The organism is Psychrobacillus faecigallinarum (assembly GCF_014836595.1).
Taxonomy (GTDB): domain Bacteria; phylum Bacillota; class Bacilli; order Bacillales_A; family Planococcaceae; genus Psychrobacillus; species Psychrobacillus faecigallinarum.
The window spans coordinates 110,296-132,540 of record NZ_JACSQO010000006.1; the positions used below are offsets into that span (position 1 = coordinate 110,296).

A 22,245-nucleotide genomic window follows, 5' to 3' on the forward strand; every position below is an offset into this window, starting at 1 on the left:
TATAACTATTATTTTTTACATTATAATGTATTTATTAAGGTAAGATATCCTTAAAGAGGAGGAGAGAATATCCATGTGGTATAAAAAATCTTCTGAAGAGATAGCAAAAGAGTTGCAAGTGAATGTACAAGGTGGACTAACAACCGAGGAAGCCAGGCAAAGGTTAGAAAAAAATGGTCCAAATCGATTGGCAACTGTTAAAAGGAAGTCATGGCCAGAAAGAATTTTTGCCCAAATTAATAATGTGCTTATTTATGTTCTTATTATTGCTGCATTTGTATCTGCTTTTGTAGGAGAAATAACTGACGCCATTATTATTGGGATAGTAGTTATTATCAATGCCATTGTTGGAGTCATACAAGAGTCAAAAGCAGAGGAAGCATTGGAAGCGCTAAAAAATATGTCCACTCCGAGAGCGGTAGTGAAAAGAGATGGTCAAACTAAAGAGATTGACTCCATTGAAGTAGTCTCTGGGGATATAGTGGTGGTAGGAGCAGGATCGTATATACCGTGTGATATCCGATTAATTGAATCCGCTAATCTTAAGGTAGAGGAAGCGGCATTAACTGGAGAATCTGTTCCAGTGGAAAAAGATGCATATACAACACTTAATGTGGAGGAAAAGACTATTCCGCTGGGAGACCAAAAAAATATGTTATTCATGTCTACACTTGTCACTGCAGGTAGGGGAACAGGTGTGGTAGTAGGAACAGGTATGAATACACAAATTGGTAAAATAGCAGGGATGTTACATACAGTCGATGAACAGACTCCATTACAAAAAAGCTTAGCACAGGTAGGTAAGTATCTAGGTTTTGCTGCAATAGGTATTTCCTTACTTATCTTTTTAATCGGCATGATTCAAGGAAGAGATTTACTAGAAATGTTCATGATCGCAATCAGTCTTGCAGTTGCAGCAATTCCAGAGGGGATGCCTGCAATTGTTTCAATTGTGTTGGCAATTGGCGTGCAAAGAATGATTAAACAAAATGTAATCATTCGTAAACTCCCAGCCGTTGAGGCCTTGGGGTCTGTTAACGTTATTTGTTCTGACAAAACAGGTACGCTTACACAAAACAAAATGACTGTAACTAAATTTTTCTTGAATGGAGAGATTCAAGAGATAGCAGATTTAGGGCGAGCTGGTGCTGGACATGAGCATTTAATGAAAATTTTTGTTTTATGTAATGATGCTACTTATACAAAGGATGCAGAAACAGGAGATCCAACAGAAATTGCGTTAATTGTAGCAGGAGTAAATCATGGATTAGAAAAAACACTGTTAGAGGCTGAGCTTCAAAGAGTTGCGGAAATTCCATTTGATTCTGAACGCAAGCTAATGACAACGATCCATAAATCTGAAGATGGCTACTATTATATGACAAAAGGGGCAATTGATCGCTTACTTGGTCGTTGTAATAGAATCTGGATGAATGGAGAAGTTAAAACATTAACAGAGGCGGATAAAGAATGTATTTTAAATGCCTCCCATTCTATGTCTAGCTCAGCACTTCGAGTGCTGGCAGCAGCATACAAGTTGGAAAATGATGTAGCTGTTGAACAGGCAGAAAAGGACCTGATTTTCGTAGGGTTCGTAGGTATGATTGATCCTCCAAGGTTAGAGGTAAAGGACTCAATTGCTCTTTGTAAAAGTGCAGGTATTCGCACAGTAATGATTACGGGAGATCATAAAGACACAGCATTTGCTATTGCAAAGGATCTTGGAATAGCTTCATCAGATTCTGAGGTCATGGAAGGAATAGAGTTAGACTCCTTAGAGCAAGAAAAACTAATAGAGACATGTAAGAAGATTAATGTATTTGCACGAGTTTCTCCAGAACATAAGGTTAAAATTGTGCAAGGGATGAAGGCAGCAGGTAACACTGTTTCGATGACGGGTGATGGAGTGAATGATGCACCATCCTTAAAAGAGGCCGATATAGGAGTGGCTATGGGGATTACTGGAACGGATGTTGCAAAAGGTGCCTCAGACATGGTACTAACGGACGACAATTTTGCCTCCATTGTTAAGGCAGTTGAAGAAGGACGAAATATTTATAAAAATATTAAAAAGTCCATTATTTTCTTATTGTCCTGTAATTTAGGGGAAATTATTGCATTGTTTTTTGCAATTATTGCCGGCTGGCCGACACCACTACGTTCTATCCATATTTTATGGGTAAACTTAGTAACGGATACTTTCCCAGCTCTAGCTCTTGGTATGGATCCTGAGGAACCAGGAGTGATGAAGGAAAAGCCAAGACCTAAAAAGGAACAATTATTTCACGGGATGCTTCCGTTCTTATTATTGAACGGACTTTTAATAGGTATTATTACTTTAGCAGCCTTCTTAATTGGTCTAAAAGGAGTCACAAGTAATGTCTCGGAGGAATTGCTTACACATGCTCAAACCATGGCATTTATCACTTTAAGCTTTTCTCAGCTTATTCATTCTTTTAACTTTCGTTCTATGAACCAATCAGTTTTTAAAGCAGGATTATTTAAAAACAAACTGTTAGTCTATTCCACACTGTTAGGTGTGGCACTGCAGGTGGTCATTGTTTCTGTTGGGCCTATCTCTGAATTATTTAGTGTACAGTCGTTACAAGCTAGAGATTGGTTAATTGTTATTGGACTAAGCCTACTTCCTTTAGTCTTAAATGAAGTAGTGAAGATTGTTAAAAAATAGAAGATTCATATGGGGGAAATAAAATGAAGAACTCAATAGATCAACAAATTATCTTAGCTCAAAGAGAGTCTCAGTTTTCAGGGAGTATTTTCGTAAAACAAGGGAAGTCTACACTAGCAGAATGTAGTTTTGGTTATGCCAATCGTTCGGAGGAATTGTCTAACATAGCAGACACTAGATATGGTATTGCTTCAGGCTGTAAGATTTTTACTGCAGTAGCTGTTAGTCAGTTAGTAGAGGCAGGGAAATTGTATTTTGACCAAAAGTTAAAGGATTGCTTGTCTTATAATTTCCCTTATTTTGATGAATCAATAACTATTCATCATCTGCTAACACATACTTCTGGAATACCAGACTATTTTGATGAAGAAATTATGGAAGACTTTGAGGAACTATGGATAGATAAGCCGATGTATCATATGCGTAAGCTGGAGGATTTCTTACCATTTTTTCAGGAAGGGAAGATGAAATTCAACCCAGGAGAAAGATTTCATTACAATAACGCAGGATATATTTTACTTGGATTAATAATAGAACAGGCTTCAGGATTGTCCTTTCAACAATATATAGAAAAAAATATATTTGAAAAAGCAGGAATGAAAAGCTCAGGTTATTTTGCAATGGATGCACTACCTAAAAATACAGCCTTAGGCTATATAGACAAAGCAGATGGGACATGGAAAACGAATATATATTCTATACCTGTCCAAGGGGGCGCAGATGGCGGAGCATTTATCACAGCAGCGGATATGGTTCTTTTCTGGGAGGCCCTTTTAGATAATACATTTTTAAGTGAGAAAACCACATCTGCCTTGCTTTATCCACATGTACAGGAACAAGATGATGATTACTACGGATACGGAGTATGTATAAAGAAAAGTGGGAACAATATTAAAAAGTATCATGTGATGGGATATGACCCTGGTGTTAGCTTTCATTCAGCCTACTATCCAGCTCAACAAATTAAACTTGCAGTCTGCTCCAATAAGTCTAAGGGTGCTTTTGCTATGCTGAAAGTGATTGAGCAAACACAAGAGCTTTAATCCTTATTTACGATTCTTTCGCTCCTCACGTTGTTTACGTAACAGCGTAAATGCTAGATAGAGCATCGATATTCCTAAAAGAAAAGATAAGATAGAATAGACGATATTATTAAGTCCATCCCCAAACACCAATAGGAGAAGAAAGACGGGAACAAGAATATAAATTATTTTTTCTGGATTAAGCATGGTGATTCTCCTTCTCTATTTTAATCTCTCTATTATAGCTAACTAAATAAGAAAATGCTCTGTAAAAATGATAAACTATAGACGGAGGTGGACTTTTTGAATATAACATCTTATGAGGTTGAAAAGATAAAGGATCCAACAGGAATTATTGCAGGTGACCGATATGAATTTTTACTAGGCTTTGAGGTTCCGGAGGACGACGAATTATTTGAAGAGGCAAGCTCATTAGACTTACGAGTTATTTTAGCTGTTTTAGATACGGAGTCAAAGATTGTACAATATCATTTCCTTGATCGTAAAGATGGAAAAGTATTAGATTACGGTTTAGAGGAAAGTGAAGAGTCAGTTGTGCTTGCTTTTTGTGTAGAACATTATAGCGAAGTAGAATAAAAAGTGAGGTCGTAAGAAGAAAATCTTACGACCTTTTTATTTTTATAGTTGAAGTAATTTCGTAAATGGCACTTTCCCAATTGTAATAGCATGCGGGTGACAGTTTTATTTGTCCGTATAAACACCAATTATGAAATTGATTCAATTGAAGGACTATTTTGGTAACGCCTTTTCCGGAATCTTGGTTTCCCTTTTAGTTTCCTTCTTATTTGAATTGATGTAAAATTGACAGAGAAGATTTTACAAATAAAAGGTGGCTATTTTGATGGAACTAACAAATTTGATGAATCAACTATCTATAATTGACGTCAAAAATGCTAAAAATATTAATATTACAGGACTTGCTTATAATTCACGTAAGGTGGAGGAAGGACAAGTATTCGTTTGTATAAAAGGCTTTAAGGCGGACGGCCATAAATTTGCTGGACAAGCTGTAGAAAATGGTGCGGTGGCACTCGTAGTAGAGGATTTTATAGACGCTTTAGAAGTACCACAATACAAAGTGGAGGATGCACGTAAAGCTTTAGCTGCACTTGCATCTGCTTACTACGGTCATCCAACACGTAAGCTTAAAACAATAGGTATTACCGCTACTAATGGAAAGACATCTACTTCCTTTATGACTAATGCTATTTTAGAGAATCATGGTCTTAAAACAGGTTTAATGGGAACTGTAGTAGTTAAAATTGGTGATTATGCAGAGCCTTCAGAACTAACCACACCAGAATCTCTCGATTTACAGAGATTTTACGCTAAGATGGTAGACGAAGGTGTAACTCACGCTACAATGGAGGTTTCGTCCTCTGCATTGGAGTTAAATCGTGTAGGCTGTGTCGATTTTGACATAGTGACGTTAAATAATATAAGTAGAGAGCATATTGATTTACATTCATCCTTTGAAAAGTATTTTGAGCACAAATCAAGTTTAATACGTAACGCTGGTGCAGACAAAATAGCAATTTTAAATTTAGATGATGCGTATTCAGCCTCACTAGTAAATAAAACGAAAGCTTCAGTTATTACAATTGGAATAGAAGAACAGTCAGCAGATGTAATATGTAAGGATTTAGACTTATCAACTGGACGAGCGAAATTTACGGTAGAGATTCAAAGAGATTTAGTGGCAGAAGATGTTGTAATTCCTCGTCAACAATTCTCTATTGAACTTTCTACACCTGGATATCATTCTGTTTATAACTCAATGGTAAGTATTGTTGCAGGATTGTTATGTGGAGTTCCTGTTAAGACGATTCAAAAGAGCTTATTTGAGTTTGTAGGGGTGGAGAGACGTTTTGAAATCATTTTTGAAGACGATTTTAAAATAATCGATGATCACTTTGCAAACAGCGGAAATATAGATATAACACTTGGCACGTTAGAAAAAATGGATTTTAATCGTATTTCCCTCGTCTATGCTATTCGTGGGGACAGAGGAGTAATTGTTAATAGAGAAAATGCGGAGGCAATTGCCAAGTGGGCACCAAGATTAGGTATTGATGAGGTAATTGCTACTTTAAGTCGTTCCCATGTTACTCAAAAGGATGTTGTTTCCGACCAAGAGCTTGCCGTATTCAAAGAAGTAATGGATGAAGCAGGTATTACTGTTCGTCTATATGAGGAACTTCCAGAAGCCATCAGTTCTAGTCTAAGAGAAGTTTCCGAAGGAGATTTAGTACTTTTAGGTGGCTGTCAGGGAATGGACTACGGTGCAAAAATTGCACTGGAACAGTTAGAAACCATCCTACCAGATGTAGATAAAAAGAAATTATATCAGCCATTAGAAAAACGTGTAGCTGGTAATTCCTAATTTAAAAGCAGTCCATACATTAAATGTAGGACTGCTTTTCTAATACTATCGTTTTGGGGCGTAATTTAATTGGGCAAATAATTTTTTTCGTTCCTGCTCTGTCAGTTCACGCCATTCTCCAATAGTAAGTCCTTCAATCGAGATATTCATTATACGCACACGTTGAAGTCTCTTTACGGTAAATCCTAGTGCAGAGCACATTCTTCTAATCTGCCGATTCAAACCTTGAGTCAATATAATATTAAATGTGTTAGGACCCATCTTTCTAACTTTACACGGCAATGTTTTAGTCCCAAGAATATTTACTCCTGAAGCCATTTTTTCAATGAATGTATCAGTAATTTTTTCGTTAACTGTAACGATATACTCTTTTTCATGTTTGTTTTCTGAACGTAATATTTCATTTACTATATCTCCATCGTTTGTTAACAAAATCAGACCATCTGAATCCTTATCTAAACGTCCAATATGAAAGATGCGAAGAGGGTGGTTAACAAAGTCTACAATATTTCCTTTTATGTGGCGTTCCGTTGTACTTGTGATTCCAACGGGTTTATTTAAAACGAGATATACTAGAGGCTGTTCGACAACCACCGGCTTACCGTCGACTCGGACATCATCACCGTCCTCCACTTGGCTACCGAGTTCGGCCAATTTCCCGTTAATAGTTACTTTGCCATCTGCAATCCACTTATCCGCTCCACGTCTTGATACTATCCCAGACTCACTTAAGTATTTATTAATACGCATATTCAACACCTACTTTTCTTAGTGGTAATAGTATAACAAATTAGTGAAACCTTTATGGATATTAAACAGTAAAAAAGTAAAGGAGTGAGGAAATTGTTAGATGTACAAAAAATAGAGGCAACTTATAATGAACTGAAAGAGCTTTTGGGGTGGAGTATAGACAAAAGAATAATATTGTCCCTTGCAGGATATTACGCGGCATTGGATAAGGAAATCGATAAGAAAAGGTTCAAGGAAATATCCGAAATTATTAAGAAACGAGTGAGTATGTTCTCTCCTTTACGTTCGCAGCTTCAGCCACTATTTACTGCAACACTGGATGTTAGTGGATTAGAGCCGGAGGAAGCGGTAGATCTGTTGCTAGTAAAAGTCGAGGAACTAAAGAAAAATTCGTTTAAGATGAACAATTACTCATATCTCGCTGCCTTAATGATGTCGGATGAAAAAGAACAATGGGATTATGAGATTAGTCGAGCAAAAGATCTGATGGCAGCTATGAAAGTCCATCATCGCTTTTTGACAGCTAGTGATGATTACCCGTACGCTATGTTCCTAGGTAAGCTGGAAGGGGATACTGCTGTACGCGCAGAAACGATGAATAGATACTATGAGGAGTTAAAAAATCATAAATTCTACCCTGGAAATGAGTTGCAGTGGATGTCCCAGGTTCTAACATATACGAATTTACATTTCGATCCAGAAGCGGTGTCAAGGGTCGTAGTTATTAGAGATGGAATGAAAAGTGTAAAGATTAAAGTCTCTACTCCACAGTATCCAATAATCGGTTTTATGGCTGCATTAAAATTGAACGAAAGTGAGCTCATGGACATTGTAGAATCTTATAGAGCATTGACTAGTATGAAGCTATTCTCTTGGTATAAGGAATCCGCACTCCCTATTGCATTTGGTTTGTCCTTGAAATCTTCGAAGAATGTGTATGAAACAGCCGCTATATCGATGGCTACTTCTCTTGAAATGCTTATTCAAGCGCAACAGGCAATGATGATTTCTTCCATTGCAGCTACCAGTATCGCGTCTTCATCCAACTCAAATTAAAGAAGAAATGTTATACTAAGTTAATAAGATTTTAAGTAATACTTAAGATCTTATGGAAGTTAATCATCAAGGAGAGATTATTGTGAATACAAATCCAATGAGTCAATCAAGAACCATTCAAACCCATTTAATCTTACCTCCAGACACTAACCACCATGAAACAATATTTGGTGGAAAAGTTTTGGCGTTTATAGACGAAATAGCAGCAATCACCGCTATGAAGCATGCAAAAGGTGCTGTAGTTACTGCTTCTATTGACTCAGTAGACTTTTTATCTTCAGCGAAAGTTGGAGATGTAATTGAACTAGATGCAATTGTATCTTCGACAGGACGCACTTCCATGGAGGTGTATGTACGAGTGACTTCCATGAACCTCCTGACAGGTGCAGAGAAGCTGACAACGGAGTCATTTGTAACAATGGTAGCTGTAGATGAAGAAGGTAAACCAGTTCCGGTGCCGGGCATACATCCTGAAACGGAAGATGAAAAACGTTTATACGAAACGGGTCCAGCAAGACGTGAGCATCGAAGACAACGGTTAAATATGAAATACTAAGAGCAGGTGGGTGGCTGTATGCTAAAGCTAGTCGATGAAAATTATAAGTACCTAATGATTTTATTTCTTGCTATCTATTTAATAAATTCCATTTACTTACATGAGGTAACTATTACATTTACCGTCATTCTACTGGTAATCGTATTAGAATTATTCATACATCGTCACCAGATAAAACAGCTCTCCTACTCACAGCTTGCGATAATGGGAGTTGTTATTATTGCAGGAATTGCAGGTATTGTATATTTGTTGGTGTTGCTTCAAATTTTTATAGAGCCATTTAGTCTACCTTCAGCAGTAGAAACAATACTACTCGTATTGTTTTTAGCGATCGGTCTTTATGTCCTCTGGCAATTCCTAAAAAAATTGTTTAAACGTGCTCTAGAGCATTAGTAAAACCCCTCCAGGATATAATTTTTCTGGAGGGATTTTTGAATGGAAAAATATAAAATTCATTTTGAATAATAAATGGTTGATCTCCACTTTAGGCGGACGCGTTCCGCGGGGTGAGCGATAAGCCATCACCGTCGCTTGCGCGTCGTTGTGATGTCTTATTTGTCTCACTCATCCCGCTGGAGTCGCCGCCTGCCGCTACAATCAACAAAGTGATTCATGTGTATAAAATGGATAAAGTAGAAAAGCTTTTTAAGAGAACGGTTTTTTATAATAGACAATAGTTAGATACACCAGAAGCTACTAAATGCGGTGGTAGGAGGGTAAAAGACCATCATCTCCAAAATTTTTACGATAATGATAGAGAATAAGTCTGTCCTCACTGTTTTGAACTTAAAGGACGCTTGCGGTTTTCTTGAAACTATTTCTAGAGATTATCGTAAAATAGTAGAGGTGATTAAGATGAAGCACATATATGAACGTACCGCCCAATATGCCAAAATGGGATGCCTAATTGGTTTAGTCATGTACATATCGTTAGTTATAATCTTTAGAGACTCCCTATTAAAGGATTTTGAACTACATATAACGATGGGGTGGACACTAGTTATATTATTTAGCGTAGCCTTCATGTTTCAGCAAGCAGCCAACAAATTACCAATAGAGCAAAAGACAGATACACAACAATTTTCTTCCGAATTTCCATTAAAGGAATTAAACTACCAAAGTGATGTCTCCATTATTCCGAGGAGCTATTTAGTGTCTCATACTGGTGAGAGACTTTATAGCATCAGTCCTACGGAGGAGCAGCCAGTTGTAAGAAGGCTTAATGCATTTCCATTTATCCGAAAGGGAATGTTATTACCGGTTACTTATGATGTTGTAACGATGGACGGTCAATTGGTTAGCAAGTTTACTATTGCGAACAAACTCAAATTTATGCAAATAGAAGTATATGATCATAACCAAGTACATCTTTCAACGGCAGTACTTCCAATTTTTTCAGTAAAAAACAGAGCAATTGTGTTTGATTCAAATCGTGAAAAAACACATCAAATGGAAGCAAAAAGTATGTATGGAGATATAGATATAAACGACTTTAATGGCAAAAAATTAGCATCCTATCGTTTTGGTATGTTTCCTTATGCTACCCACCCGGCTTTTGAGCTACAAGGGATGAATGTTCATGTTTCACTTGCAGAAGGACTTTCAAATATAGAAAAGCTAACCTTTACTGCTTTGTTCTATTATTGGACAGCAAACCAGTCTTGATGGCCATAAGTAAAAAGAGAGGTTGAACATGAAATTATCATGATCAACCTCTCTGGCGTTCTTAGTGCGCCTTATAGTTATAAATCGGTTTAATAACTTCCAATACATCTACGGTTTCATCAATATGCGCAAGGATATCCTTCATAGCCTTATATGCAAAAGGAGACTCGTCTACAGTGCTTGAAACGACAGAGGTGCTCCAAATTCCTTCCATAGAAGCTTGGAAGTCCTCCAAAGCTACTTGTTTTCTTGCTTGAGACCTACTCATGAGGCGACCTGCTCCATGGGGGCCAGAATAATTCCATTCGGGATTTCCCTTTCCACGACAGATAAGTGAACCATCGCGCATATTCATTGGAATAATAACTATTTCACCATTCTGTGCAGATATTGCTCCCTTTCGCAAAATCATGTTGTCTAAATCAATATAGTTATGAATGGTGTCAAACTCGGATTGGACACTCCAATTCATCCCTCTACAAATAACGTCAACCATTGTTTTGCGGTTAAAAGCCGCGTACTTCTGGGCAATAGAAAGATCGTATAAATAATCCTTCATATTGTCTCCCTCTACATAAGCAAGGTCCCTTGATACGCTATTACCTAATGCATCAGATGCTACTTGTTGATAATGCTCAGCAATCTGTTTTCCTAAGTTTCTGCTTCCAGAGTGAATCACTAGATAGATACTACCGTCTTCGCCTTCATTGAGTTCTATAAAGTGGTTGCCTCCTCCAAGTGTACCAAGACTCAGCCGTGCGCGTTGCTCATTGATAGGAGCAGATACCTCTTCAAAAGGAATTTCTATAGTATTTCGATGCTCTTTTTGTCGAATGCGAGTTCCGCTCGGTACATTTTTTTTAATAGTCTTATCGAGCTTTGCAAAATCCACTTTTTCTTTCGTTGTATCAAGCTTTGCACATATCATTCCACAGCCTAAATCGACGCCTACAAAATTTGGAACCACTTTATCGGTAATAGTCATAGTAGTGCCCACTGTGCAACCTTTTCCGGCATGTAAATCGGGCATCATTCTAATCTTAGTATCTTGGAGAAAGGGTAGACTACAAAGCTGCTCTACCTGAGATTTGGCTGTGTCTTCTATTGTATCCGTATAAACCACCGCATTATTATGTGTACCTTTAATTTCAATCACGCAATCACCTCAAATAATTTTTAATTTCTAAACAGATTAAACCAGCCCTTGTATTTGAACCAAGCAATCATTCCAGTCGCAATAACTATCATTAAAGCAACCACGGTAAAGTAACCATATTTCCACTCCAATTCAGGCATATTGGAAAAGTTCATGCCATACACTCCGACGATAAACGTTAAAGGGATGAATACAGTAGATACAATGGTTAGTATCATCATAATTCGATTCATCCGACTAGCATTGATCGAATCATAGCTATCCCTTATATCTGCGGTTAGCTCTCGATTTGCTTCTACCATCTCTGTTAGTTTTAGAAGATGATCATAAATGTCATCGAAATATGCCCGTTCCATCTGATTTAAATTAATGCGTTCTGAATACATCACCCGGTATAGCAGATCTCGCATAGGAATGATGGTTCTTCGTAAACGCAATAAGTCACTACGTAGGTCAAATACCTGATCCATAGACAAGTGATTCATATCCATTGATAACTTATCATCTACTTCATTCAAATAATCTTCGATATGGTAAACAATTGGAAAGTAAGTGTCTACCACTTTATCCACAATATTATAAGTGACGAGCATGGTTCCTCTATCCCAACCATTAGAATATAGCTTAATACGCTCTCTCGCATCATTTAACTCTCTCATCGGTGGGAAATGAAAAGTAACTACAAAGTCCTTACCAACGAATAAATTTAACTCCTCTGCCTCCATCAGTTTCTCATTAAAGGTATGAAGGACAAAAAATTCGTGTTGCTCATAGTGATCCATTTTTGGACGTTGAAGCATTAATAAACAGTCTTCAATAGCGAGAGGGTGAAAGTGGAAGAAAGTACTTAAGAGCTTCTCTTCTTCCTTGGTAGGCTCGCCAATATCGACCCAATACCATTCTAGTTGATTCGTTTGTATGTATTCTAATGGAAAATCCATAATTATTTCTTGGCTAGTTGTTCTACCTATCGTCTTTATCATGAGTAAACCACACTTTCAACCAGTTCTTTGTATATTATCTCATAATATCCCTTAAAAAATAAATTAAAACAAAAAATGCCAAGGAATAATCCTGGCATTTTTTTTGTTTATTTTTTCTTTATTAACTTAGCTTCATCATTTAGTGATTTAAATAGTGATATGATCATAAGTATCATTATGAAAGAAAATGGCAGAGCCGCTATAATGATAGTGTTTTGTAAGGCGGTGAGTCCATTAACCGACAATAAAATAAGTGCAACGGTCGATTGAATAACGCCCCATGTAAGTTTAACGCTATTAGGTGGCGTTAGTGAACCATTGGTCGACTGCATACCGAGAACAAATGTTGCAGAGTCTGCAGATGTGATAAAGAAAGATGCGATTAAAAGAATTGCAAATAGAGAAATGATTAAAGAGAATGGCATTGTATTAAACATTTCAAAAATAGTCAATTCTGTCGGAAGACTTGCTAAATCTGCAAGGCCTTTCTTTTGTAAATCAATCGCTGTTGTACCAAAAGATGAGAACCAAATGGCGCTCAAAAGAGTGGGTACGACTAGTACTCCGAGCATAAATTCACGAATGGTTCTTCCTTTAGAAACGCGGGCAATGAACATACTAACAAATGGTGCCCACGAAATCCACCAAGCCCAGTAGAATATTGTCCACATATCTAACCATTCTCGGTTGGAAGAATCTAGTGGAGCAGTACTGAAGCTCATTTGGACGATATTTGATAAGTAACCACCAAATGAATCCGTGAACATGTTCAAGATTAGTAAGGTTGGTCCTAAAACAATTACAAAAACTAAAAGAGCAATAGCTAGGACTAAGTTAAGATTGGAAAGATATTTAATGCCCTTACTTAGGCCAGACCATGCAGATCCTATGAATAAGACAGTAACAACCGCAATAATGACAAATTGTGAGAAGATGCCCATTTCAACACCAAATAAATAGTTAAGACCTCCGTTAATTTGAACAGCGCCGAAGCCAAGGGAAGTTGCTACTCCAAATGCTGTAGCAAAAACAGCTAGCACATCGACAAGGACGCCCCAAGGACCTTCCATTTTTTTGCCGAAGATTGGCTTCAGCGTTGATGAAATTAATCCCGGTTCCCCTTTGCGGAACTGGAAGTAAGCAAGAGATAAGGCAACTACTCCATACATAGCCCATACATGGAATCCCCAATGGAAAAAGGATTGTCGTAAGGCTTCTTTAAATGCAGCATTCGTATTAGGGTCTTCAGTGGCAGGACTAGTTGCGAAGTGAGATAGAGGTTCAGCGGCTCCGTAGAAGACAAGTCCGATTCCCATACCTGCTGAAAATAGCATGGCAAGCCAAGATATTAAACTGAAATCTGGTCGATCGGTATCCTTCCCTAATCGTATTTTCCCGTAGGGACTGAAGATAAAAAAGATGCTAATTAATACCATAACGGACATGAGTAGCATGTAATACCAACCAAATGTTGTGGAAACAAATGTTTTAGCACGAGTAGTAATAGCCTCAAAACTCTCGGGAGCTAGGGCTCCATACCCGACGGCCAAAATGATAAGGCCTATTGTAATATAAAATACTTTTGAAATATTCTTCATGTTTCCTCCTTTTAAAATCAACTAAGTTAAGTGTAATACTATACTAAGATAAAGTTGTTTAATCAACCCATATACCCAAAATCATCGTATTGTTTATATTTATAGCCATTTTTTAATATAATTAAACATTTAAACTAGTTATTTTGTATGAAATATAAAAAGTTTAAATTATTTGAATAAAATAACTATTTTATTGACAGCTTAACTGATTAAATTTAATCTAATTTTAACCAATATATATTAATAGTTATAAAAAGCCTACATATTGCTAAATTCTAGGGGTCATAGGTCTTAAAGAAGAAGCGAGATTATAACATGGATGTGTAAACCTCTTCTTATTTAAATAGGGGTGTAGTTTTGTTTCAACAATCTTACATAAAGGAGAAATGAACAAATGTCATTAGAACTGCTGCAGGCTTTAAAAGTATTAAAAGAAAAACAATGGGTAGATCTTACACATACTTTCGGTCCCAACTCCCCACATTTTTCAGCATTTGATGCTGCAGAAATAAAAACATTGTTTAACCATGATGACGGTTTTTTTGCCCAAGCTTTTACATTTGCAGGTCAGTATGGAACACATATTGATGCTCCAATTCATTTTGTAAGAGACACTCGTTATTTAGAGGAACTAGATTTAAAAGAACTGGTCCTTCCTTTAGTGGTAATTGATAAGTCTAAGGAAGCGACGGAGGACAATAATTATACTTTAACAAAAGAAGATATTATATCGTTTGAAGAAGAGCATGGGGAAATTGAAGAGGGTGCGTTTGTAGCGCTTAGAACAGATTGGAGCAAGCGCTGGCCAGATGTAGAAGCGTTTAATAATAAGGATAAGGAAGGGAATAATCGAGCTCCAGGATGGGGAATAGAAGCATTAAAATTTTTGTTTGAGCAAAGAAAGATTAAAGCTATTGGTCATGAAACATTTGATACTGACTCGGCAATTGATTATCAAAGAAACGGAACATTACTAGGAGAATACTACGTGCTAGAACAGGATACATATCAAATCGAACTGTTAACGAACTTGGATAAGATCCCTGCCAAAGGTTCAGTGATTTTTAATATAGTACCAAAACCTGAAAAAGCATCTGGATTTCCCGTAAGGTCCTTTGCCATATTACCTTAAGCATAGTAAAAAAAGAATGTCTTAAAAAAAGGCATTCTTTTTTATTGGGCATTGAGGTGTTTGTCTAGGTTGTCTGCCACTTTCTTGCATCTATTAGTATAAGTGCAAGAGGAGGTGAAAATAATGAATAATCACCATATGTGTCATTCGTGCGGCCAAACAAAAGGTTGGGGTCAATCATGTGGTTGCCGAAGACAATTACCAGCAGCGGAACCGATTGTTTGTCCACCACAATATCGTGTTAGTGACTCTTTCGTACCAAGAATGCAGCCAGTCATTCAACCAATTGTAAATGTCAATAGAGAGCACATCGTAAATGTTCCTCAATATTTCGTTACAGAGTCAAATGAAACCGTAGTAGTACCAGGAGTTCAACAAGCATACCCTGTTAACAACCCATCCCAAGGGGGAGCCCATCGAGGTTTTTTCTCTAGATTCCGTTAAAAGCTATAGAAGTGTAGCGTCGACTTAACCAGCTTAGTGTCTATATTTATCGAATATTGCAAATGCCCTTAATATGAGGTGCATTTGCTTTTTTATTTTATATAATTCCGCCAATAGATAGCAAAAACGAGATGTTGTAATTTTCCGTATATTTTGATAAAGTGATGTTTACCAATAGAAAAATAGAGTTGAAGGTTGGGGGAAGAAGAGATGAAGTTATTTGTTTCAGTTGATATGGAGGGCATAACAGGCCTGCCGGATTACACATTTGTGGAGTCGAACAAGCATAATTACGAAAGAGCAAGACGAATAATGACACAGGAAGCCAATGCTATTGTAGAGGGTGCTCTTTCTACAGGTGTTAAAGAGGTACTGGTTAATGATAGTCATTCCAAAATGAATAATCTTTTAGTGGAGGAGTTACATCCAGAGGCATCTTTGATAACCGGAGATTTAAAGCCATATTCTATGGTTCAATCTTTAGATGCAAGCTACATAGGAGCAGTTTTTGCTGGATACCATTCTAGAGCTGGACAACCAGGAGTCATGAGTCATTCTATGATTTTTGGAGTTCGAAATATGTATATCAATGATGTAGTAATAGGAGAGCTTGGTCTTAATGCATACGTGGCTGGTTATTATGGAGTTCCTGTCATTATGGTTGCTGGAGATGACGGAGCTTGTAGAGAGGCGGAGGCTCTCATTCCAGGTATTATAACAGCTGCGGTAAAACAATCTATATCCAGGTCTGCTGTTAAAACCCTACACCCTCAAAAGTCACAAGCTCTTCTTAAAGAAAAAATGGCAGAGGCTATTAAGAAAAGAGATGAAATACTACCACTTATACCACCAGAACAACCTGTTTTAAAAATTGAATTTACTAATTATGGACAAGCGGAGTGGGCAGCACTAATGCCAGGATGTGAAATCATAGAAGGAACAACAATTGTTAAATTTGAAGCAAAAGACATTCTAGAAGCATATCGTGCAATGCTTGTCATGGTAGAGCTAGCAATGCAAACCAAATTCTGTTAGGAGGAAGCCTTCCGTGACAAAGTATATTATTAAGCGTTTTTTAATGATGATTGCAACAATCCTCATCATTGCAACTCTAACATTTGCATTAATGCACACGATACCGGGCTCTCCATTTGATGGAGAAAGAACTTCTAATCCTACTATTCAAGCAAACTTAGAAAAGTTTTATAAGCTAGATCAACCGATGTATGTGCAGTATTTAAATTATTTAAAATCGATTGTAACGTTTGATTTTGGACCATCCATTAAGAAGCCAAATGAATCGGTAAACGAACTGTTGGCAAGGGGATTTCCAATTTCCTTTGAACTGGGTATGTCGACTATTTTAGTTGCATTATTGTCAGGTGTTCTTTTAGGTACATTGGCAGCCCTCCGGCATAACGGTATTATTGATTATTTAGCAATGACCTTTGCTGTTATTGGTATATCAGTTCCTAACTTTGTTTTGGCCACTTTGTTGATTCAACAGGTGGCGGTAAATTGGGAACTGTTGCCTCCAGCTACTTGGAGTAGTCCGTTGCATATGATTCTTCCAACTCTAGCCTTAGCCACAGGTCCTACAGCAATTATTGCTCGTTTAACGCGTTCCAGCATGCTAGAAGTGTTAACACAGGATTATATCAAAATGGCTAGAGCTAAAGGACTTTCACCAGCTAGAATTGTTTTTCGACATTCCTTAAGGAACGCCTTAATGCCTGTTGTAACAATTATGGGTACAATGCTGGCAGGTATTTTGACAGGTACCTTTGTAATCGAACGCATTTTTGCTATTCCGGGAATGGGAAAATATTTTGTGGAAAGCATTAACAATCGAGACTATCCCGTAATTATGGGAACTACAGTATTTTATAGCGCATTCTTAGTATTTATGCTCTTTTTAGTAGATATTGTTTACGGAGTACTAGATCCACGTATTAAATTACATCGTAAAGAGGGGGATGCATAATGACTAAAACGCAAGAGATAGTATCCCCGGTGGAAATAAAGGATGAATGGTTCCGTCCTAAAGAAAAGTCAGACGGAGAGGCGGAATCCGTTGTAAGACCTTCCTTATCCTATTGGAAGGATGCTTGGAGAAGGTTAAAGAAAAATAAGCTGGCAATGGGTGGTCTTTTCTTTTTAATCCTTTTAACTCTGTTTGCTATTTTTGGACCAATTTTTTCCCCATATTCTATGGATGAGATGAATTATCCAATGCAAAATCAAGGACCATCGGCAGAGCACTGGTTTGGAACAGATGAAGCAGGACGAGATGTTTTTACAAGGACATGGTATGGTGCACGAGTTTCCTTATTTGTAGGGGTAATGGCTGCATTGATCGACTTCTTTATAGGTGTAATTTATGGTGGTTTTAGTGGTTATAAGGGTGGAAGAGCCGATGCGATAATGATGCGCATCATTGAAGTACTTTATGGTCTACCGCATTTATTGGTAGTTATTTTATTGATGGTAGTTATGGGGCCAAGCCTTACGACTATTATCGTTGCGTTAACTGTAACCGGCTGGGTAGGTATGGCCAGGATCGTACGGGGCCAAGTTTTACAGATTAAAAACTACGAATTTGTAACTGCATCCAAATCCTTTGGTGCAAAAAGCTCTAGAATCATTCGTAAAAATTTGTTACCAAACACAATGGGGCCGATTATAGTACAAATGACTCTTACGGTTCCGAGTGCTATATTCGCCGAAGCATTTCTTAGCTTTTTAGGGTTAGGCGTATCTGCACCAGCTGCCAGTTGGGGGGTAATGGCAAACGATGCACTACCTGTAATTTTATCTGGTCATTGGTGGAGACTGTTTTTCCCTGCATTCTTTATCTCTGTGACGATGTTTGCATTTAACGTATTAGGGGACGGCTTACAAGATGCCCTTGATCCAAAGCTTAGGAGGTAAGAATGGATGAATGAACATCAATTAGATCATGCAAAGGAACTTGCTCGAGGGAAAGTGGATGAGGTAGCAGTATCTTTACAATCTGATGACTCACTAGTGAGTCGGAATGGTAAAAAAGAAAGAAAAAAAATTACAGACGAGAAAATTTTACAGGTTAATAACCTACAAGTTTCCTTTAAAACATATGGTGGAGAAGTAGAAGCAGTAAGAGGGGTCAATTTTGATCTTTACAAGGGTGAGACGTTGGCAATCGTAGGCGAATCTGGCTGTGGGAAAAGTGTCACCTCTAATGCAATTATGGGATTGATACCTGAACCAGCCGGCAGGATTAAGAATGGTAGTATTTTGTTTAAAGGGAAGGCGTTAACAAAGCTCAGCAAATCTGAACTAAGAAAAATCCAAGGTATTGACATATCTATGATTTTTCAAGACCCTATGACTGCGTTAAACCCAACGCTCACTATTGGTGAGCAGTTAACGGAAGGTTTGCGCACCCATAAAAAAATTGGGAAGCATGAAGCAAAATTAAAGGCAATTGAAATGCTTAACCTAGTAGGCATACCAAATCCAATAGAACGGTTAAAGCAATATCCTCATCAATTTTCAGGAGGGATGAGGCAGCGTATTGTTATTGCAATTGCTTTGATTTGTGATCCAGAACTCCTTATAGCAGATGAGCCAACGACCGCTTTAGACGTAACTATACAAGCACAAATATTGGAACTTTTTGAGGAAATTCAAAGGAAAACGGATATTTCCATTATTTTAATCACACATGATTTAGGTGTTGTGGCTAAAATTGCAGACCGCATTGCGGTAATGTACGCTGGTAAAATTGTGGAGATAGGTGATAAAAGAGAAATTTTTTACACTCCACAGCACCCCTATACACAAGGGCTTCTCAATTCTGTTCCACGGTTAGATTTAATGGAGGAGGAGCTACAACCAATAGATGGAACACCACCGGATCTTTTCGCTCCACCGACTGGCTGTCCGTTTACTGCTCGTTGCAAATTTGCAATGGAAGTGTGTGATCATGTTTATCCATACACTAGTAAGCTATCAGATGCTCATGCAGTAGATTGTTGGCTTCAGGATGAGAGAGCAAAAGTATTACAAGTACAAAAGTAAAACAGGATGAGGGCGCGCAAGTGCATTCACATATAGAAAACAAAGGGGGAAAATAGGATGAAGAAATGGCTTTCATTATTAATTATGGCTTTGTTTGTTCTTGTGTTAAGCGCGTGTACAGCCAATGAAGAGGCTGGGAAAACACCGACTGAGACAGAGCCGACTACAAAGACAGAAGGTGAAGGAAAAGAAGAACCTGTTGTGGAAACGGAAAAAGTGCTTAAGCTAAACAACGGAAACGAACCTACGTCATTTGATCCATCAGTAGGGTTTGATGCGGTATCTTGGAGCGCATTAAACAATTTGATGGAAGGCCTTGTAAGACTAAATAAGGACCATCAAGCAGAAGAAGCTACAGCTGAAAAGATTGACGTATCAGAGGATGGTTTAACATATACATTTACAATTCGTGAGAATGCAAAATGGTCAAATGGAGATCCTGTCGTAGCAGGTGATTTTGTTTATGGCTGGTTGCATATGTTAAATCCAGAAACTGCTTCTCCAGCAGCATTCTTAGCTTACTTCATTGAAGGGGCAGAAGCTTACAATAATGGAGAAGGAGCAGCTGACGCGGTTGCTATTAAAGCAGTTAGTGAGAAAGTATTTGAAGTTAAACTTGCTGCGCCAACAGAGGCATTCTTAAATATTATTACAAATCCAAGCTTCTTCCCTGTAAATGAGAAGGCAGCTACAGAAAACCCTGAATGGTTTACAGAAGCAGAATCATTTGTAGGAAATGGTCCATTTAAATTAGCTAGCTGGGATCACGATGTAAGCTTTACTTTTGAGAAAAACGAGAACTATTGGGATGCAGATACTGTTAAGCTAGACAAGGTTGAGTGGGCAATGATTGATGATTCTAATACGGAGTATCAAATGTATAAAACTGGTGATTTAGACGTTTCAGGTGTACCATCTGAACTTGCAGATCAATTGTTGAACGATCCGGAGTTAAAAAATGAAGACCAAGCAGGTCTGTATTTCTATCGTTTCAACGTTTCTATGGAGCCTTTTACAAACAAAAAAATTCGCCAGGCGTTCGGTATGGCTGTTGACCAACAAGAAATAGTAGAATTCGTAACAAAAAATGGTGAAAAAGCAGCAGAAGGATTTGTTCCTTACGGATTTATTGGTCCAGATGGCAAGGAATTTAGAGAGACTGCTGGAAAGCTCATTCAACATGATGCTGAAAAAGCAAAAGCACTTTTAGAAGAAGGTATGAAAGAGGAAGGATACAATGAACTTCCAACAGTAACCTTAACTTATTCAACTAGTGATACTCATAAGAAAATTGCAGAAGCACTTCAAAGTAAGTTCAAAGAAGTTCTTGGAGTTGAAATAGCCCTACAAAATGTAGAGGCAAGCGTGTTTGCTTCAGAACAAAAAGAGTTTAAATATATGTTATCACGCTCTTCGTTCTTATTTGACTATGCAGACCCTGTTAATGCATTAGAAAGCTTTATTACTGGTTCTTCTATGAACCGTACTACTTGGTCTAACCCAGAATTTGATAAATTAATAGCAGATATCAAAAATGAAACAGACCCGCAAAAACGTTGGGATATGCTGATTCAAGCTGATAAATTCCTTATAGAAGAAATGCCGGTTGTACCTATTCACTATTACAACCAAGTTACGCTTGAGAAGTCCAATGTCAAAGGAATTGTTAGACATCCAGTTGGATACATGGATTTAAAATGGGCAGATAAAGAATAAATAAAGATTTATTCCCTAAAAAAAGATGCGGCACTTTTACGAGTGCCGCCCCTTTTCTTTAAAAACAAAGGAGATTATACATATGAAAATAAGACCAAAACGATTAAAAAAAGGGGACACAATTGGGATTATTGCTCCAGCTAGTCCACCTAATATAGATCAACTGAACCGCTCCCTATCGTTTTTAGAGGAATTAGGATTATCTTATAGGATGGGAAAAAGTGTACAACAAGTTAATGGGTATCTAGCGGGCACAGACGAAGAGCGACTAGAAGATTTACATGAGATGTTCGCGGACCCAAATATAGACGGTATTATATGTGCTTGTGGAGGCTATGGTACGGCAAGGTATGCTGACCAAATAGATTATCAACTAATGAATGAAAATCCTAAAGTTTTCTGGGGTTACTCAGACATTACATATTTACATACTAGCATGAATTTATACTCTGATATCGTTACATTTCATGGCCCTATGTTAGCGTCAGACGTTGGAAAAAGTACATTTAGTGATTTATCTAAAAAAATGTTTCTTCAATTATTCCAGCCAATGGAGCTACATTATACAGAGGATATATCTCCTCTATCAGTAGTTTCGCCTGGAGTCGCTAGAGGAGAACTTGTAGGCGGTAATTTATCACTTCTTGCAAGTGGGATAGGGACTAAATATGAAGTTGATACTCAAGGGAAGCTGTTATTAATAGAGGATATTGGAGAAGAGCCTTACAAGGTTGACGGTATGCTCAATCAATTAAGGTTAGCGGGTAAGCTAAACGCGGCAGCTGGGTTTGTCATTGGAGATTTCTGTGATGCGGAGCCTAAGAGAGGAAAAAAATCATTAACGATGGATGAAGTTTTTAATCATTATTTAGGGGATTTAGGGAAGCCAGCATTAAAAGGTTTTCTGATTGGTCATTGTCAGCCGCACTTTGCAATTCCTTTAGGAGTGGAAGCGGTACTGAATACGGAGAATTTGACGCTAGCAATATTACCTGGAGTTGAGTAAGGGGGA

General features: G+C 37.7%; 21 protein-coding genes. 16 read left to right on the forward strand and 5 right to left on the reverse strand.

Annotated features, from left to right (window positions below):
- Positions 1-67 precede the first annotated feature (67 nt).
- Together H9650_RS12675 and H9650_RS12680 are read left to right on the forward strand one after the other, a co-directional pair.
- Positions 68-2,689 carry a cation-translocating P-type ATPase gene (locus H9650_RS12675; RefSeq protein WP_191697398.1) on the forward strand — a complete coding sequence of 874 codons (2,622 nt, stop codon included), beginning with the start codon at positions 68-70 and terminating at the stop codon, positions 2,687-2,689.
- 23 nt (positions 2,690-2,712) lie between these two features.
- Complete coding sequence (locus tag H9650_RS12680) at positions 2,713-3,732, forward strand: serine hydrolase domain-containing protein (RefSeq protein WP_191697371.1); 1,020 nt, start codon at positions 2,713-2,715, stop codon at positions 3,730-3,732.
- Positions 3,733-3,735: 3 nt separating this feature from the next.
- On the opposite strand, the gene H9650_RS12685 is transcribed toward H9650_RS12680, so the two are convergent.
- A complete protein-coding gene (locus H9650_RS12685; protein ID WP_144540072.1) occupies positions 3,736-3,918 on the reverse strand; it encodes a hypothetical protein in 183 nt (60 codons plus the stop codon).
- 96 nt (positions 3,919-4,014) lie between these two features.
- On the opposite strand from H9650_RS12685, the gene H9650_RS12690 reads away from it, so the two are divergent.
- Both H9650_RS12690 and H9650_RS12695 read left to right on the forward strand, forming a co-directional pair.
- Positions 4,015-4,308 carry a DUF6509 family protein gene (locus H9650_RS12690; protein WP_154312049.1) on the forward strand — a complete coding sequence of 98 codons (294 nt, stop codon included), beginning with the start codon at positions 4,015-4,017 and terminating at the stop codon, positions 4,306-4,308.
- A gap of 265 nt (positions 4,309-4,573) precedes the next feature.
- Entirely contained in the window at positions 4,574-6,115 is a 1,542-nt protein-coding gene (locus H9650_RS12695; RefSeq protein WP_225216064.1) for a Mur ligase family protein, read from the forward strand.
- A 45-nt stretch (positions 6,116-6,160) separates the two neighbouring features.
- Here the strand turns inward: H9650_RS12695 and rluF are convergent, their stop codons facing one another.
- The gene (gene rluF / locus H9650_RS12700; RefSeq protein ID WP_191697373.1) at positions 6,161-6,865 is read right to left on the reverse strand and encodes a 23S rRNA pseudouridine(2604) synthase RluF; all 705 of its coding nucleotides are present in this window, start codon (positions 6,863-6,865) and stop codon (positions 6,161-6,163) included.
- 93 nt (positions 6,866-6,958) lie between these two features.
- Here rluF and H9650_RS12705 point away from each other — a divergent pair, with 93 nt between their 5' ends.
- The 4 genes from H9650_RS12705 (at position 6,959) to H9650_RS12720 (ending at position 10,142) form a co-directional block, all read left to right on the forward strand.
- Positions 6,959-7,921 carry a DUF4003 family protein gene (locus tag H9650_RS12705; protein ID WP_191697374.1) on the forward strand — a complete coding sequence of 321 codons (963 nt, stop codon included), beginning with the start codon at positions 6,959-6,961 and terminating at the stop codon, positions 7,919-7,921.
- 52 nt (positions 7,922-7,973) lie between these two features.
- Positions 7,974-8,477: an acyl-CoA thioesterase gene (locus H9650_RS12710; protein WP_144540869.1), complete on the forward strand. Its 504-nt coding sequence runs from the start codon at positions 7,974-7,976 to the stop codon at positions 8,475-8,477.
- 18 nt (positions 8,478-8,495) lie between these two features.
- A complete protein-coding gene (locus tag H9650_RS12715) occupies positions 8,496-8,870 on the forward strand; it encodes a hypothetical protein (RefSeq protein WP_151112008.1) in 375 nt (124 codons plus the stop codon).
- 462 nt (positions 8,871-9,332) lie between these two features.
- Entirely contained in the window at positions 9,333-10,142 is an 810-nt protein-coding gene (locus tag H9650_RS12720) for a hypothetical protein (RefSeq protein WP_191697375.1), read from the forward strand.
- A gap of 61 nt (positions 10,143-10,203) precedes the next feature.
- Here the strand turns inward: H9650_RS12720 and H9650_RS12725 are convergent, their stop codons facing one another.
- The 3 genes from H9650_RS12725 to H9650_RS12735 all read right to left on the reverse strand — a co-directional run bounded on the left by H9650_RS12725 (position 10,204) and on the right by H9650_RS12735 (position 13,879).
- The gene (locus tag H9650_RS12725; RefSeq protein ID WP_191697376.1) at positions 10,204-11,298 is read right to left on the reverse strand and encodes an RtcB family protein; all 1,095 of its coding nucleotides are present in this window, start codon (positions 11,296-11,298) and stop codon (positions 10,204-10,206) included.
- 20 nt (positions 11,299-11,318) lie between these two features.
- Positions 11,319-12,281, reverse strand: a complete 963-nt coding sequence (corA, locus tag H9650_RS12730; RefSeq protein WP_144540875.1) for a magnesium/cobalt transporter CorA — start codon at positions 12,279-12,281, stop codon at positions 11,319-11,321.
- Positions 12,282-12,388: 107 nt separating this feature from the next.
- Positions 12,389-13,879: a glycine betaine uptake BCCT transporter gene (locus H9650_RS12735; protein ID WP_151112010.1), complete on the reverse strand. Its 1,491-nt coding sequence runs from the start codon at positions 13,877-13,879 to the stop codon at positions 12,389-12,391.
- A gap of 394 nt (positions 13,880-14,273) precedes the next feature.
- Between H9650_RS12735 and H9650_RS12740 the strand changes: the two genes are divergently transcribed.
- From H9650_RS12740 to H9650_RS12775, 8 genes are all read left to right on the forward strand, one after another.
- The gene (locus H9650_RS12740; protein ID WP_144540879.1) at positions 14,274-15,011 is read left to right on the forward strand and encodes a cyclase family protein; all 738 of its coding nucleotides are present in this window, start codon (positions 14,274-14,276) and stop codon (positions 15,009-15,011) included.
- A 123-nt stretch (positions 15,012-15,134) separates the two neighbouring features.
- On the forward strand, positions 15,135-15,455 hold the full coding sequence (locus H9650_RS12745; protein WP_144540881.1) for a hypothetical protein: 321 nt from the start codon (positions 15,135-15,137) through the stop codon (positions 15,453-15,455).
- 210 nt (positions 15,456-15,665) lie between these two features.
- Positions 15,666-16,490 carry a M55 family metallopeptidase gene (locus H9650_RS12750; RefSeq protein WP_144540883.1) on the forward strand — a complete coding sequence of 275 codons (825 nt, stop codon included), beginning with the start codon at positions 15,666-15,668 and terminating at the stop codon, positions 16,488-16,490.
- Between the two features lie 13 nt (positions 16,491-16,503).
- Positions 16,504-17,439 (forward strand): ABC transporter permease, encoded by a 936-nt coding sequence (locus H9650_RS12755; RefSeq protein ID WP_144540885.1) that lies wholly within the window; start codon positions 16,504-16,506, stop codon positions 17,437-17,439.
- Positions 17,439-18,386 carry an ABC transporter permease gene (locus H9650_RS12760; protein WP_154312055.1) on the forward strand — a complete coding sequence of 316 codons (948 nt, stop codon included), beginning with the start codon at positions 17,439-17,441 and terminating at the stop codon, positions 18,384-18,386. The genes H9650_RS12755 and H9650_RS12760 overlap by 1 nt, the downstream gene beginning before the upstream one ends.
- A gap of 6 nt (positions 18,387-18,392) precedes the next feature.
- Positions 18,393-19,517 carry an ABC transporter ATP-binding protein gene (locus H9650_RS12765; RefSeq protein ID WP_144540889.1) on the forward strand — a complete coding sequence of 375 codons (1,125 nt, stop codon included), beginning with the start codon at positions 18,393-18,395 and terminating at the stop codon, positions 19,515-19,517.
- 57 nt (positions 19,518-19,574) lie between these two features.
- Complete coding sequence (locus H9650_RS12770) at positions 19,575-21,233, forward strand: peptide ABC transporter substrate-binding protein (RefSeq protein WP_144540891.1); 1,659 nt, start codon at positions 19,575-19,577, stop codon at positions 21,231-21,233.
- An 82-nt stretch (positions 21,234-21,315) separates the two neighbouring features.
- Entirely contained in the window at positions 21,316-22,239 is a 924-nt protein-coding gene (locus tag H9650_RS12775) for a S66 peptidase family protein (protein ID WP_144540893.1), read from the forward strand.
- Positions 22,240-22,245: the final 6 nt, after the last annotated feature.